The 16273-nt window shown below is 42.1% G+C and carries 12 protein-coding genes; 5 read left to right on the top strand and 7 right to left on the bottom strand.

Annotated features, from left to right (window positions below):
- Positions 1-10: 10 nt before the first annotated feature.
- The 4 genes from MN869_RS12125 to dxs all read right to left on the bottom strand — a co-directional run bounded on the left by MN869_RS12125 (position 11) and on the right by dxs (position 5962).
- A complete protein-coding gene (locus MN869_RS12125; RefSeq protein ID WP_243307650.1) occupies positions 11-1969 on the bottom strand; it encodes a DEAD/DEAH box helicase in 1959 nt (652 codons plus the stop codon).
- 501 nt (positions 1970-2470) lie between these two features.
- Positions 2471-3019: a shikimate kinase gene (locus MN869_RS12120; RefSeq protein ID WP_243307648.1), complete on the bottom strand. Its 549-nt coding sequence runs from the start codon at positions 3017-3019 to the stop codon at positions 2471-2473.
- Positions 3020-3090: 71 nt separating this feature from the next.
- Positions 3091-3921, bottom strand: a complete 831-nt coding sequence (locus tag MN869_RS12115; RefSeq protein ID WP_005201241.1) for an inositol monophosphatase family protein — start codon at positions 3919-3921, stop codon at positions 3091-3093.
- 133 nt (positions 3922-4054) lie between these two features.
- Positions 4055-5962 carry a 1-deoxy-D-xylulose-5-phosphate synthase gene (gene dxs, locus MN869_RS12110; protein WP_243307646.1) on the bottom strand — a complete coding sequence of 636 codons (1908 nt, stop codon included), beginning with the start codon at positions 5960-5962 and terminating at the stop codon, positions 4055-4057.
- A gap of 306 nt (positions 5963-6268) precedes the next feature.
- Between dxs and ribA the strand changes: the two genes are divergently transcribed.
- Positions 6269-6871: a GTP cyclohydrolase II gene (gene ribA, locus MN869_RS12105; protein ID WP_004804065.1), complete on the top strand. Its 603-nt coding sequence runs from the start codon at positions 6269-6271 to the stop codon at positions 6869-6871.
- 129 nt (positions 6872-7000) lie between these two features.
- On the top strand, positions 7001-7942 hold the full coding sequence (gene hemF, locus MN869_RS12100; RefSeq protein ID WP_243307643.1) for an oxygen-dependent coproporphyrinogen oxidase: 942 nt from the start codon (positions 7001-7003) through the stop codon (positions 7940-7942).
- Between the two features lie 42 nt (positions 7943-7984).
- Here hemF and MN869_RS12095 read toward each other — a convergent pair whose 3' ends face one another.
- Positions 7985-8440 (bottom strand): GNAT family N-acetyltransferase, encoded by a 456-nt coding sequence (locus tag MN869_RS12095; RefSeq protein WP_243307641.1) that lies wholly within the window; start codon positions 8438-8440, stop codon positions 7985-7987.
- Between the two features lie 113 nt (positions 8441-8553).
- Here MN869_RS12095 and MN869_RS12090 point away from each other — a divergent pair, with 113 nt between their 5' ends.
- Together MN869_RS12090 and aroE are read left to right on the top strand one after the other, a co-directional pair.
- Positions 8554-10035 carry a PLP-dependent aminotransferase family protein gene (locus MN869_RS12090; protein WP_243307639.1) on the top strand — a complete coding sequence of 494 codons (1482 nt, stop codon included), beginning with the start codon at positions 8554-8556 and terminating at the stop codon, positions 10033-10035.
- Between the two features lie 60 nt (positions 10036-10095).
- Entirely contained in the window at positions 10096-10884 is a 789-nt protein-coding gene (aroE, locus tag MN869_RS12085; RefSeq protein WP_243307637.1) for a shikimate dehydrogenase, read from the top strand.
- 61 nt (positions 10885-10945) lie between these two features.
- On the opposite strand, the gene MN869_RS12080 is transcribed toward aroE, so the two are convergent.
- On the bottom strand, positions 10946-13264 hold the full coding sequence (locus MN869_RS12080; protein ID WP_243307635.1) for a hypothetical protein: 2319 nt from the start codon (positions 13262-13264) through the stop codon (positions 10946-10948).
- Between the two features lie 239 nt (positions 13265-13503).
- Between MN869_RS12080 and MN869_RS12075 the strand changes: the two genes are divergently transcribed.
- Complete coding sequence (locus tag MN869_RS12075; RefSeq protein WP_243307633.1) at positions 13504-15327, top strand: acyl-CoA dehydrogenase C-terminal domain-containing protein; 1824 nt, start codon at positions 13504-13506, stop codon at positions 15325-15327.
- 60 nt (positions 15328-15387) lie between these two features.
- Here the strand turns inward: MN869_RS12075 and MN869_RS12070 are convergent, their stop codons facing one another.
- Complete coding sequence (locus MN869_RS12070) at positions 15388-16062, bottom strand: hypothetical protein (RefSeq protein WP_243307631.1); 675 nt, start codon at positions 16060-16062, stop codon at positions 15388-15390.
- Positions 16063-16273 lie beyond the last annotated feature (211 nt).

Below are 16273 nucleotides of genomic sequence, written 5' to 3'. Positions count from 1 at the left end.
TTTTTAACGATTAAAAATCGTTTTTGCGACGACGGTCACCACTGAAAGTTTCTTCACGTGTACCGCGTGCTGGGCTATCTTCACCAAACTTACGTTTTGGACGATCTTCACCACCGAAGCTGCGCTTTGGACGATCTTCACCACCAAAACTACGCTTTGGACGGTCTTCACCACCGAAGCTACGCTTACGGTCACCAAAACCACCTTCACGTTGAGCAGGACGATCACCAAAATCACGTTTTGGACGGTCGCCGAAGCTACCTTCACGACGTGGTTTGTAATCTACACGGTTGCCACGGTTGTCATCATTCGAATCAAAACGCGGTTTATCATTGAAACCACCTTCACGACGTGGGCGATCAGAGTTGAACTCGCGACGTGGACGGTCTTCACCACCAAAACTACGCTTTGGACGGTCTTCAAAACCACCTTCACGACGTGGACGATCAGAGTTGAACTCGCGACGTGGACGGTCTTCGAAACCACCTTCACGGCGTGGACGATCAGAGTTGAACTCGCGACGTGGACGGTCTTCGAAACCACCTTCACGACGTGGGCGATCTGAATTGAATTCGCGACGTGGACGATCTTCACCACCAAATGATGGACGTTCGCCACGAGGCTTGTCATCGAAGCTACGACGTGGACGGTCATCACCACCTTCACGACGTTTGAAATTGCTTTCGCCCTCAAAACGACGACCACCGCCGAAACCGCCACGACCGCCATCACGGCCGCCACGACCACGACCACCGCCATCACGGCCACGACCACCACCATCACGACCTGAACGCGCAGGAGGTGGAGATGGCTCAAGACCTTCAATTTCAGATACATTTAAACGTGCATCTAAGTAATCTTCTAACGCACGGATTTTACCACGCTCGCGGTAAGTCGCTAAAGTAACGGCTTGACCTGTACGGCCTGCACGACCTGTACGACCGATACGGTGTACATAGTCTTCGTTTTTCATCGGTAAACCGAAGTTAATTACGTGTGAAATTGTTGGTACGTCTAAACCACGCGCTGCAACGTCAGTCGCAACTAAGATTTTTGCACGACCTTCACGAATGCTACGTAAACGACGGTTACGAACGGTTTGCGGCATTGCACCGTGCAACGCAACAACTGAGTGACCAGCTTCAGCTAATTCTTCAGCAAGCATATCTGTATCTTCTTGCGTGCTTGCGAATACAACAGCTTGATCTACTGATTCATCAGATAACCAATGCGTAAGTAATTTTTTCTTGTGTTCGAAACCATCAGTCCAATGCAATGTTTGCGTTACATCAGTATTGGTACTGTGACCCGTTTCAATTGCAATACGTTGTGGATCATTCATCATGCGTTCAGCAAGACGGATAATACGATCCGCAAATGTTGCAGAGAACATTAATGTTTGTTTACGGTTTGCAGCTAATTCACCAATTGCTTCTAGATCTTCAGAGAAACCTAGATCAAGCATACGGTCTGCTTCATCAACAATTAATGATTCAACTTTATCAAGTTTAATTTGACGACGGTTTACAAGATCAAGTAAACGACCTGGAGTCGCAACGACAACTTGTGCACCTTTAAGCTGTTGAATTTGCTTACCAAAAGGCATACCACCCATGATCGCAGCAATACGAACACCTTTCATGTGACGTACAAATGCAATTGCGTCTTGGCTAACTTGTTGAGCCAATTCACGCGTAGGAGAAATAACTAAAATTGTAGGCTGAGTGACTGCTTTCATACGGTCTTTAAAAGAAACAAATGCTTCTTCGCCCGCTAACGCATTTAACGTAGGTAATAAAAATGCGGCAGTTTTACCTGAACCAGTTTGGCTCGAAACTAATAAATCTTTCCCTTCTAATGCAGCGGGAATCGCTTGTTCTTGCACAGGAGTTGGCGTAGTAAAACCTAAACCTTCAAGCGCTTGTTGTAAGGTTTCGTGTAAAGAAAATTCGGCAAAAGTTTTGCTCATAGAGAGTTTCACCCTAATGGGTGCTCCATTTTAATAAATGCTAAAAAATAGACATCGGCAACAAGCGGCAAAGCGACTCAAGCTGAAAAATAGATGAAGTTCAGCGGCGATCCGAATAACGACGATGTGGACTTAACGCACGCTTGATTACTGCTTCAACCTGAAGAATCGCTAAGCGATTTGGGCGCAAGATGTGGTCCTCTCTACGGACAGCGTGCGCTAATAATGAATAGAACTGAATGTTCAGGTAATGAACTGGAATTTAAGTGCGTGGGCGGATTATAGCAGAATAATTTTAAAAGTCACCCTTTTTAATAGGTTTTTCTATTTCATCCCCTTTATTATTTGTATCCAGACGATAATGACGACCTCAAAACAACGCATTTAAAACAACTTTTACTTAAATATAAAGATAATTATCAGCGAGTTAAAACTTTATTATACCTCCCCTTTTTTTAATACTCTTATTGTATAGATAAACTGAGATTTAATAGATCATTGCTATACTTCATTAAGGGTATCCAGTATTTGTTTCACATTTGCAGTAACTTGATCAGGAATCTGATCCGTCAAGATCACTCGACACTTCAAACTCGAATAAAGTAGGAATCTCTGCCTAATCTTTAATTCTTCATTTGCTCGAACAGGATTCAAGTAAGCTCGATTGAGCTGCCTTGCTACGATTTCTTGAACACATGTTTCCAATACGAGTGAAGGCAGCATTAAAAAAGTAAAAACATGCTTCTCTACTTCATCTTTGATTTTTATATAGTCTTGGTGAGTATCATTGGGATAGGTCATAAATCCAGAGGAACATACAATGATCACTATTTTATTCAAATCGTATTTTATTTGAAGCTGCATAAAAAGCTGAATGTTACGGGCTGCATATTTTTTATAACCATGTCGAATAATGTACTGAGTAATATCTCCTTCACTCTGCATAAAATATTCATCTAAATCATAATAATCAAAACCAAACTGCGCCGAGAGCAACTTGGCTGCAGTCGTTTTACCAGCACCCCCTGGACCAATAAAATAGATAAGCAATTGATTTTACCTTATTTCGAATGACGCATAAAAAAGCCCTCAATATTTGAGGGCTTTTCAAAATCTACAAATTATTTTGCAGCATCGCCCCAAGCAGGAACAACTGTTTGCATCAATGGTTTTAACATTTTAAGTGAACAAGCAATAACTTGCCCATTATCCAATGAATCATTACCACCACGAGCATCAACAATAACACCGCCCGCTTCTTTCACAATCAACTCACCGGCAGCGATATCCCATGGTTTTAAACCAAGTTCAAAGAAACCATCAAAACGGCCTGCAGCAACATAAGCCAAATCAAGTGCAGCTGAACCACCACGACGGATTTGTGCGCCAGATTTAGTCACTGCCAATAATGAAGCAAAATGCTGTTCTGCATAAGAAACGATTTCACCATTACGTTTTGCACGGTATGGATGACCAACAGCAAGGAAAGTGTTTTCTAAGCTTTCTTTTACATTGACACGGATACGGCGCTGGTTCATCACTGCACCGCGACCGCGGCTTGCAGAGAATAATTCATCACGCACAGGATCATAGATCACACCGTGTTGAGTAACACCTTTATGTTGTACAGCAATAGAAATACAAAAATGTGGGAAACCATTAATAAAGTTTTGTGTGCCATCTAAAGGATCAATCACCCAGCACCAATCTGCATCGTGACCTTTACCTTCTTGCATACCAAACTCTTCGCCAAGGAAGCTGTGGTTTTTATAGCTTTTACGGAGGGTATCAATTGTAAGTTGTTCCAAGTAACGATCGACACGCGTTACTGGACCATCAATGCCTTTTTCTTCAACTTGCAAATCGAGTTTATGACGATTTTGATGTGCCTTTAAAAGCTCTTGACCAACTGTTTGAGCCGCACGCGCAGCCATAACCACCATAGGTTCCATTGAACACCCACTACAAATTTGAAGATTTTGACAAAGAATAATGCATAAAAGCGCGTATATTCTAGCAAATATAAGCGCTTTTAGGGGAAAAATGTTGCGAAAAATTATTTTCGCTTTTACATCAGCTTATAGATTAAAACCAAGCCTGCTCAATTGAAGTTAAAATTCCCTGACTGTCTAAACCACAATCCTGCAACATCTGCTGATGAGTTGCTTGATGTAAGAATGTGTCTGGTAAACCAATATTCAAAATCGGTTTAAGAATCTTCGCATGTGCTAAGAACTCATTCACAGCACTTCCTGCACCAGCCATCACGGCATGTTCTTCTACGGTTACAAAGAGTTGGGTCCGTGGAGCCAAATCACGAAGCATTTGCTCATCTAAAGGCTTCACAAAGCGCATATTCACCACACGCACACCCATCGAATGTTTGTCCACCAATTGCTGAGCGGCTTCTACAGATGCTGCAACACGACTACCAAAAGCAAGAATACTGATCTGTTGTTCAGCATCCTTATTAAATTCAGCAACAATTTCAGCTTTACCAATTTCCATCGCCGTCATCTGCTGTTGAATCTCAACACCTGTACCCACTCCACGTGGATAACGCACTGCTGTTGGCCCTTTGTAGAGATAAGCGGTATGTAGCATTTGACGACATTCGTTTTCGTCTTTCGGCGCCATGATCACCATGTTGGGTACGGTACGCATATAAGCATAATCATAAGCACCGGCATGGGTTGGGCCATCTTCACCCACCAAACCAGCTCGATCAATACCAAAGGTGACATCCAGATTTTGCAAGGCAACATCATGGATCAGCTGATCATAACCACGCTGCAAGAAAGTTGAATAAATCGCAACAACGGGTTTAAGACCTTCACATGCCATACCCGCAGCCAAAGTCACCGCATGCTGTTCTGCAATGGCAACATCAAAGAAACGCTCAGGATATTGCTGTGCGAATTGCACCATCCCAGAACCTTCACACATTGCTGGTGTAATTGCGAGTAAACGATCATCTTGAGCAGCTTCATCACATAACCATTGCCCAAATACATCTGAATATTTAGGTGGCGCTTTTACAGTCGATGTTTTTGCAGGTGCAGTTGCTGCTGGTGCAATCTTGGTAATCGCATGATAGGTAATCGGATCTGCTTCCGCTGGCGCAAATCCTTTACCTTTTTTCGTATAAATATGAACCAGACGCGGGCCTTTACGCTTTTTCAGCGCATGGAAAACTTGTGCAAGCTGTTCTACATCATGTCCGTCAAATGGACCAAAATAATCAAAACCAATCGCTTTAAATAAATTATCGGCTGCGTCGGTTGCCGATTGGTGTAAACGAGAGTTATAGGTCCACTTTGGATGTGGTTGAACATAGGCTTCGCCTTGTTCATTTACATTGACCAGTTGACCTGTTTCCCAGATTGCCGCCAAGTGTTTTGCAAAACCACCTGTACTGCAAGAGATCGACATATCATTGTCATTTAAGATCACGATCAAATCGGCATCATGCGCAACCGCATCATTCATTGCTTCAAAAGCCATGCCTGCAGTCATTGCACCATCGCCAACGATTGCAACTACATCGCACGGATCTTTCTGATAACGACGCGCCAAAGCCATGCCCAAACCAGCAGAAATTGCGGTAGATGAATGTCCAACCCCAAAGGTATCAAACTCAGATTCATCACGCGCTGGAAATGCAGCTAAACCATCTTTACTACGAATCGTGGTAATTCGATCACGACGACCAGTAAGTACTTTATGTGGATAAGCTTGATGGCCCACATCCCACACTAAACGGTCGTCTGGTGTATTAAAACAATAATGCAGCGCAACGGTCAGTTCGACTACACCTAAATTTGCGCCAAAGTGTCCACCACTTTGCCCTGCCGCATACAAAATATATTGACGCAACTCATCCGCCACTTGTGCGAGTTGGCTTTGCTCGAGCTGACGTAATTGTTGCGGATGATCAATATCATCTAACAATGGCGTAACAGGGCGCTGAGTTGGAATTTCGGTATACAACATAATGTGGCAAAGCCTTTTTAAGCCTGGCAAGTCCGAAGCTGGGTTTTAAATGGGGGCAATCATACAATTAAATATGATCTACCTTCAATCAGCCACACGTGCGAATGATGTAGTGCTGAACATTCTCATGCAAATTTTAAAGAATGACCCGTAGATTATCCTGAATTATGTCACTGTTTATCAACCATTATTGTGTGCTTTGTATGAAAAAGAAAAAGTTATGTGAAAAATCAGGAATTCCAGTTCACGCAATCTTCATACATTAGGCTATACTCGAACTGTTTTTATTATCATAGTGAGCTCTCTGTGCCGATTGAATTTATTGCAACATCAAAGCTACCCACCGCTTTTGGTGACTTCAATATTTCCGTGTTTCAAGACCCTGCGACAGGTGAAGAACATGTGGCGCTATCTAAAGGTTTAGAAACGGCTCCAGATCAGCCTGTACTTGTCCGCATCCACTCTGAATGCTTAACAGGCGATGCTTTCGCTTCACTCAAATGTGATTGTGGACCGCAGCTACAAGCCACACAAAGCTTGATCAATGAAGCTGGTCAAGGCGTGATTCTTTATCTTCGTCAAGAAGGCCGTGGTATCGGTTTAACCAATAAAATTCGTGCTTATGCCTTGCAAGATCAAGGCCATGATACGGTTGATGCGAATCTGTTATTAAACTTGCCTGCCGATGCACGTCGTTATGATATGTGTAGCATTATGTTGGATCACCTTCAGATTAAAGAGGTGAAACTACTGACCAATAACCCGCTTAAATTAAAAGCCTTGACTGATCTCGGCATCAATGTGGTTGAGCGTGTTCCATTAACGGTAGGTCGCAATCCTTTCAATGAACAATATTTAAAAACCAAACGTGAGCGTATGGATCATCTGTATAAAAAAGATGACTTCTAATTCATTTTTCAAAACGTTTAAAAATAAATCAGTTAAGGGATTTTTAGTGTAAAAAACAAAAATCCCTTACTTTTTTTATGGGTTTATGTTTTGATATAGCTATCCCTAGATCACTTTACGAGGATCATCATGCAGCACCCAACTTCAGCTGATATTCAACGTGTTCGTGAGTTTTTACTCGATCTACAGGCACGAATTTGTGCAGGACTAGAGCAACAGGAACGTGCAGGCGGTGGTACCGCTGAGTTTATCATTGATGATTGGCAACGTGCCGAAGGTGGCGGTGGTCGCTCTCGTGTTTTGCAAAATGGTGAAGTGATTGAAAAAGGTGGAGTCATGTTCTCCCACATCAATATTAGCAAACTTCCTGCCTCTGCAACGGAACGTCATCCTCAAATCGCTGGGGCGAAAGCACAAGCACTAGGTGTATCACTGGTGATTCACCCGAAAAACCCAAATATTCCAACCTCTCATGCCAATGTTCGCTTATTTGTCGCAGAGCCAGAAGGTCAAGATCCAGTGTGGTGGTTTGGGGGTGGCTTTGACTTAACCCCGTTTTATCCAGACGAGCAAGATGTTCTCAACTGGCATCAAACCGCATATGACTTATGTCAGCCCTTTGGTGACACGGTTTATGCCGAGCACAAACAATGGTGTGATGATTATTTCTACCTCAAGCATCGTGATGAGCAACGTGGTGTCGGTGGTTTGTTCTTTGATGATTTAAATCAATGGGATTTTGAAACCTGCTTTAAGTATATCCAAGCGGTGGGTAATGGCTATTTAGCAGCGATCTTACCGATTTTTGAAAAACATCGTGAGCAGCCATATACTGAAGCTCAGCGTGAGTTCCAACTGTATCGTCGTGGTCGTTATGTCGAATATAATTTGGTCTATGACCGTGGTACCTTGTTTGGCTTACAAACTGGTGGCCGTATTGAATCAATCTTGGTGAGTTTGCCGAATCTTGCAGGTTGGTCGTATCGCCCTGAGTGGGATGAGGACTCAGCAGAAAAACGTCTCACCGATTATTATTTAAAACCACGAGACTGGTTGGGTTTAAATCCTTAAAATATTAACAAGCCAAAGCAACAATTAGCTTTGGCTCTTTTCTTAGTTTAAAGGCATCCGATACTCAATGATCCCAGGCTTTTCTGCAATCCAGTCATAGAGTTTCTGTGCAGTATGATTCGTTTCCTGTGTATGCCAGTATAAGCGATCACACTGATGTTGCCTTGCTTGTTGCTGCACGTATTCGATTAATCGCTTTCCGATCTGCTGCCCTCTTTGCGCTGGTGAAACGAATAAATCTTCTAAATAACAATAGTTATTTTTCGCCCAAGTTGAACGGTGAATGACGTAATGTACAAAACCTAAAAGCTGATCTCCTTGTTTTGCAACCGCACAATAGACAGGCTCGGTTTGGTCAAGAAAACGTTGCCATGTGGTTTGTGTGATGGTGCTCGACAGTTCCACCTTATAAAAATTCTGATAGGCCAGCCAAAAGGGTATCCACTGTTGATAATCATCTTGTTGCACAGGAGTCACTTGGATGTCTTGATGCTGCATGAAATTTTCCTTAAATTTTATGGTCTTGCAAATGAGAGTTAACAGTGTAGTTTTGATTATGGATGGTTTATAAGATACAGTTTTGATTTATTTGACAGTACCAGTTACTCGAAATGAAAAATTCATCTGCTGCACATTTCCCCCATCTCGTCTTAGCGCAAGGCAATATTAAAGACGCCTTATACACGGCCTTACATACCGCTATTCTAGATGGCAGGCTCCATGCTGGAACAAAACTTCCATCAAGTCGCACATTAGCAGAAATGATGTCCATCTCTCGTAATTCTGTTTTAGCGGCATTAGAACGCTTATTAGATGAAGGTTATCTCATCACCAAACCGAGTTCTGGAACCTATGTCAGTGCAGTCATCCCTGACCAATTGATTCATGCACATACTCAAACGCCAATTGATCATCTGGCGCCTGCTGAGCATCTGGATGTTAATCCAAACCTAACGCAACATCTTAAAACTTGGCAATTACAGCAAACATCACCAGAAAAAAGAGTGTTTCATGTAGGTGTCGGATGTGTTGATCTTTTTCCACACTCACTTTGGGGAAAATTACTTGGTCGAGCATGGCGACAGTCATACCACCAACTGGGGCAAGCGTATGACCCTCGTGGTTATTTCCCGCTACGACAAGCAATTTGCGACTATGTCCGTTCAACACGTGGCTTGAATTGCACAACACAACAAATTTTGATTGTGAACGGAACCCAACAAGCCATCCATTTAACCGTTTTCGCCTTATTGCAGAAGCTGGATCAGGTCTGCATGGATGAACCAGGTTATGATGCAGCTTTAGCAGTTTTTCAGAGTTTTGGAGCAAAAATACAACCCATTTTAAGTGATGATGAAGGAATGAATATTCCAGACATCATTCAAAATCATGCACAAAGTAAATTGATCTATACAACACCCTCACACCATTTCCCTTTAGGCGGTACATTAAGTTTAAGGCGCCGCTTAATGCTGTTGGAGTGGGCTGCGCAACAGCAAAAATGGATTTTTGAAGATGACTATAATAGTGAGTTTCGTTACGGCTCTCGTGCTATTCAAGCCTTACAAGGATTAGATCATCAGCAACGTGTGATTTACTCAGGTACCTTTTCCAAAATGATGTTCCCCGAGTTTCGCTTAGGCTTTATGGTGATACCAGAGGCATTAATCGAACTATTTAGTCTTGCAAAGAAGCAAATTGACAGTCAATGTTCTTATTTAGAACAAGTTGCTTTAAGCCTCTTTATCCAAGAAGGCCACTACGCACGGCATGTCCGCAAAATTCGTAAAGCATGTTATGAGCGTCAACAGGTCTTGATTCGCGCGATCCAAACCTATCTCGCCGATATTTTAACAATTCAAGTGACAGACTCAGGAATACATTTACTCTGCTGGTTAAATCCAGATTGGACGGAACAAGCATTTATTGCTTACTGCTTAAAAGTTGATTTGGCGGTTCAACCCCTTTCTCGATATTGCCAAACTGACGATTCCCAAAGCGCAGTCTTATTTGGTTATGCGGCACATCAACCTGATGAAATTTGGCGCAATATCCAAAAGCTGGCTGAAGCCATCAAAGTATCGATGATCTGATTGCGATCAGATCAATAACTTTATACACTTCAGCTATTTTCTTCATTTGATCGTCGCACAATGACCAAACAATTTGCTGTAATTGGAAATCCGATTGAACAATCCCGCTCACCCGAGCTACATCACGCATTCGCAGCAAAAACTGGGGTCGATCTACACTATAAAAAAATCCTTGCGCCCTTAGATGGTTTTGAAAGTGTTGTCAAAGATTTCTTTGCACACAATGGCGTCGGTATGAATGTCACGGTACCGTTTAAAGAACAAGCCTTTGTTCTTTGCGACCAACTAACTGAACGCGCCAAGATCGCCAAAGCAGTGAATACATTATGGATGCAGGACGGCAAACTATATGGCGATAATACCGATGGTCAAGGCCTAGTTGCAGCAATTCAGGCATTGGGTTGGGAACTCAAAGCTAGTCGTATTTTAATTTTAGGGGCTGGCGGTGCAACCCGTGGTGTGATCTACCCTTTGGTACAGGCGGGCGCAAAACAAATTGTCATTGCCAACCGAACCCTCGCACGTGCTGAGCAATTGCTCGCAGATTTAAAAGATGCAGTCCCGCAAGCAGAGCTGAAAAGCATTGGTTTAGATCAATTGACAGGTGAATTTGATCTGGTGATTAATGCAACCTCTGCAAGTTTAACTGGGGATATGCTACTACTGCCTGAAAGCTTAGTGTTCCATCATGCTTATGAAATGGCTTATGGCAAACCATCCAGCTTTCTAGATCAGGCCAAGCAACGCCAAATCCCCTCTACTGATGGTTTCGGTATGTTAGTCGGTCAAGCGATTGAAGCATTTTCGATCTGGAACGGGGTAAAACCAGAACTCAAAGACTTTTTATAATCTTCAAAGCACAAAATAAAAAACCTGCACTTTGCAGGTTTTTTATTGGGGGATAAAGAAATTATTTAACGGTCAGCATCTTCTGATAAACCTCTTTGAAAATCTCATAATCAATAAATTCGTTATGCTCGATTTTTAAAGACTGAATCGACTTTTCAGATAATTTATTCTTACGGGCATCCACATACACTTGCCCTAAGATATTAGCAGTTTGTCCAAGTAAGACTTTTTCCTCACTTGAAGCACCATTCTCTTGTTCGAACTGGATTTGATATTGTTTGGCAAATAACTGCTGTGGCTGCTTATATTGCGCTTGTAGCTTTTTCCACGCTTGGCGATCTGTATCACCACGCATCGCATCCAATACAATACGATTCACTGCTTGCCCCAATTTGTCATCAAACTGATCTTCATTTTCAAGATGATGCTTCTTCTGTAAAGCTTCAATGCTTTGCAGCGCTTTCCCTTTAGGATTATAAACCTCTTCATTGGCATACCAGTATGCATATACAGTGGCAATTTCTTGCAGCTCTTGGCTTGAAGAACGCTGTACAATTTGTGGTGCGCTTTCGGTCAATTTCGCAATGAATACTGCTTTATAGGTTTGATCATAGGCATGCGTTGCATCATAGCGTTGTTCCGCAATTACTTTCAGTTGATCCTCCAAAGTCATGGTATATGGTTCTGCTGAACGTTCTTGAACCCCTGCTTGACCTAACTTCTCAGAGAAGCTATTCACTGCTTGTTCCAACATCGAGCCTTTACTTGCTTCTGACCAACTCTTCGCGCGTTTCAATTGTGCCTGATCAATTGGGGTGGCTTTGCCATAATTTGAAATCAACATATCGGCTTTGACACTAAAACGTGACTTCAATTCAGATAAACTATAGTTCAAATCATAGTCTAATTTAACCGCACGACCTTGGGCATCCAAGCCGACATCCATAACAAATGGATTTCGTTTTTCAACTGGTGGCAAAGCTTTTTCAATATCCGCTTGATGCTTGATCCAAAGTGCCTTAAATGCCTGATCATCAATAAATTGACTTTGATCATATGCCGCGAATTGTTTTTCGACCGCTTGTAATTTAGTGATATAACTCAAGAAACCAGATTCTGCTTTCTGCTCACCAAAGACATCAATGTCATACATACTTTGGCAATACTGTGCATCACCATATGTGTTTTTTGGCGTATTTTGCAGGGCTGTACATTGCTCCTCAGTTAAACCGGCCTGTTCATCTTCAGCGACAGTGGCATCGACCGTACTATCCGCAGCAGCCTCAGCATAGGCTCTCTGCGCTGCTTGTGTTGCATCTTCCGCTGCATCTGCGCTCTCATCAGCATAATCTTCTTCGGCATCTTCAACACCAAAATGCTGATTCACCAACCGATACAGTTCTTGGCTGACCACACTGGCATCATCAGCCGAATCTTTCTTATCCAACAATGAAGCGGTTTTTCCTGATTTACTTGCAGCATCAACTTCATTGGCAATCAGTTTCTCAAGATTCTCTTCTTTAATATTGAGAACGCTTTGCATGAAGTATTTTTCATTGACTTTGCTATACAAATTGGCTTGTAAAATCAGTTCTTCAATTGAGCTTTTTAACCGAATTTTCTCGACTACGCCTGCTGCTTGATCAGCCGAAGAGACGGATAAAGATTGGATATTTTTCTGATCTGCAAGACGATAATAAACTGCACCAGAAGCTTTCACATATTCAGCAAATTTCTTGTAATCCACTTGCTTGAACATATCCTGATATTTAGAAAAATCTAAATAGGCCAGATTGTTCTGACTGTCTTTATTGACCAAATACGGCATCAAAGCAAAATAGTTGATATAAAACTTATAATTATTCAGATCAACGACCATCGGTATTTTGGCTTGTACCAGCAAAGTTGGCTTTTCATAACGTGCCGTCAGGTTAAATGAACCCATTTTCTGACGATAATGCACCGAGCCATCATATTCAAACTGCATGTCATTTAAGACATTGGCCATGATTTGGGTAAACTTATCGACTTTGGTTTGTACTGAGCTTTTTTGCTCTTGTGCCAAGGCCACATACAACGCTTGTTTTTGTTTGGAGTTTAAATTGACCTTCTGATCACGTAAATATTGATCTACTTTTTGTTTCAATGCCGTATCTAGAACCGCATTTTCTGCTGTTGCATTGCTATGCTGTTGACTCGGCTCAACATGAATATTAAATTTTCCGCGGTAATCATAGCTCGGATATTCATACATCGCGTTGATACTATTGATGGCTTTCTGTTCCAGATTGGTCGAAGCCGTATTGGTTTTAATGACATGATGTGAACATGCAGAAAGACTCAGACCCATTAAGCATAAAGTTAAATATTTTAGACGCATAGCTTTACCAAACACCTTTATATCATTATATTTTCAATTCTAAAATTGAGTAATTTTCACATTTCACATCCGTTTTGACACCAACAGAAATGTGGTTTTTCTAAGAACTTATCTTCAAGGAAATTCGCTTTTCTGACATTCTTTTCCCTAGTGATTATCAATGTATTTTTATCACCATTGTGAATAATCAAAGTATCGAAACAGATAATCCAAAATGATTCAAATACAGGATTAAGATTATGCCAGCTTATAAAGCCCCGCTCCGTGATATTCGTTTCTTAATGAACGAAATGTTAGATTATCCAGCACATTACCAAACTTTGACAAGTGGTCAAAATGCGGATGCTGAAACAGTTGATATGATTCTTGAAGGTGCAGCAGATTATTGCGAAAACGTACTTTCTCCGCTCAATCAATCAGGTGATGAAGAAGGTTGTACATTTAACAACGGCGAAGTCACTACACCAAAAGGTTTTAAAGAAGCTTATGACCAATTCGTCATGGGTGGTTGGCAAGGTCTTTCTTATCCAGAAGAGTTTGGTGGTCAAGGCTTACCAATGTCTTTAAATCTGATCAAATCTGAAATGATGGGGACGGCTAACTGGTCATTCACCATGTATCCAGGTTTAAGTACTGGCTGTATGAACACGATCATGCAGTTTGGTACAGATGAGCAAAAAAATACCTATATGCCTAAACTGGTTGAAGGGACTTGGTCAGGCACGATGTGCTTAACTGAACCACAATGTGGTACAGACTTAGGTCAAGTTAAGACTAAAGCAGAACCTGCTGCTGATGGCACATACAAAATCTCTGGTACTAAAATCTTCATCTCTGCAGGTGAGCACGATTTAACAGATAACATTATTCACATCGTACTTGCGCGTCTTCCAGATGCACCAGCAGGTACACGTGGTATTTCGCTATTCATCGTACCTAAGTTCATCCCAACTGCGGATGGTGGTGTAGGTGAGCGTAATACTGTTTCTTGTGGTTCAATCGAACACAAGATGGGGATCAAAGCCTCTGCAACTGCAGTGCTTAACTTTGACAATGCCACTGGTTACCTCATCGGTGAAATCAACAAAGGTTTACACGCGATGTTTACCTTTATGAATACTGCCCGTATCGGTACAGCAGTTCAAGGTATTGCACATGCTGAACTTTCTTTCCAAGGTGCTTTACCTTATGCGAAAGACCGTATGTCAATGCGTGCGCTTTCTGGTAAAAAAGAACCTGAACGTGTAGGTGATGCGATTATTCACCACGCTGACGTTCGTCGCATGTTGTTAACGCAAAAAGCAATTGCTGAAGGCGGTCGTTCAATGATCTATCATGCTGCTAAACTTGCAGACAAAATGACAGATGCATTGGTCAATGGCGATCAAGCAGCGTATGAAGCTTATGATGACAAACTCGGTTTCTATACCCCAATTCTGAAAGGTTTCTTGACTGAACTTGGCTTAGAAGCTGCAAACCACGGTATGCAAGTATACGGCGGTCATGGCTATATTCGTGAATGGGGTATGGAACAAATCGCACGTGATGCGCGTATCTCAACCTTGTACGAAGGTACCACAGGTATTCAAGCACTTGACTTAATTGGCCGTAAAGTTTTATTAAGTTCAAAAGGTAAAGTGGTTCGTGACTATACTGCTGAAATCCTGAAGTTCTGTGCTGCACATGCACGTAACAAGTACCTTCGTCGTTTCGCTTGGGACTTAACTAAGCTTTGCGCACAATGGAATACCCTAACTGTCCGTATCATGCTTGCTGCACGCAAAGACCGTGACATCGTTTCTTCAGCTTCGGTTGATTTCTTGATGTTCTCTGGCTATGTGATGATGGCTTATTTCTGGGCGCAACAAGCCGTGGTTGCTTCTGAGAAATTAGAAGCGGGTGACGGAATCGAAACACCTGAATTCTATAAAGCAAAAATCAAAGTTGCAGATTTCTACTTCGACCGTCTATTGCCACGTGCACAAGGTCATGCAGAATCTATGGTATCAACCTCTCGCACTTTAACTTCACTTGCACCTGAACACTTCAGCTTCGATTACTAATCGGAACTGCAATAAAAAAGAGCGCTAAATGCGCTCTTTTTTATTTTGAATACGGATTATTTAATCAACTTTCTTAAATACATAGGCATGTTCTGGGAATGGATACTCTTTAAAGAACTTACGATTACGCCCATTATCTCCATTCCAAATCTTATTCAGATCCATCACCAAGTCTTGATTCGGACTCACTTGATAATACAAGTTAACATCCGCAGCATCACAGCGAATCATAATTTCATTCAGCTCTTTATGCACATGCCATTGGACTTGCTTACAGGTCTGCTCAATCTTGGCAATATTACGTGACGGATCTGAGCCAAGGCGGCTAAAACTGGTATTGGTCCAGAACACAGAGCCATCATCCATTAAATTCAGAATATATTCCGCTTCTTTCTCATTATTGACACAGCCCGCAAAAGCATCACTACAAGGGATACGTGCATGGTAACGCCCCGCATACACCAAATCGGCTTCTGAAGGTTTACTCAAATTATGTTTACGGTCCGCAGAATACGGCAATGTTGCTTGACCAGCCACTTGGGTCAGCGATACCCCTTGCGCGTCAGATGCAAGCTGTTCTTCTTGTTCATCTGCAAACACTTCGCTCGTTTCACCACTCGGTTGCGTCTGGGCTTGTTGCTTTACTGGTTCTGGATGATGGCTATCACAAGCACTCAAACCCAAAATCAATAGAAGTCCTACACTAACATGCTGTAAGAATAACCTGAACTGCATATCCTAAATCTCTAACATCAACATCGTTATCGCGTGCTTTTCATGAACGGGTCCTAAACTTCGGAAAATATAGGGATCATTTCAATGTTCGTCTATTCCCCAAAAGGGTAATAGCCAATGCGATAGGACTGAAATAGTAAATTGACAAAGCAGGATGCTTTAATTCGGTGCATTTTAGGCGATGCTGTCGGTTTTTCCATCAATGATTTAC

The sequence above is a fragment of the Acinetobacter sp. NIPH1876 genome (assembly GCF_022808535.1).
GTDB lineage: Bacteria > Pseudomonadota > Gammaproteobacteria > Pseudomonadales > Moraxellaceae > Acinetobacter > Acinetobacter higginsii.
Note: the sequence above shows the minus strand (reverse complement) of the source record. Positions and strands in the feature narration are given on the sequence as shown.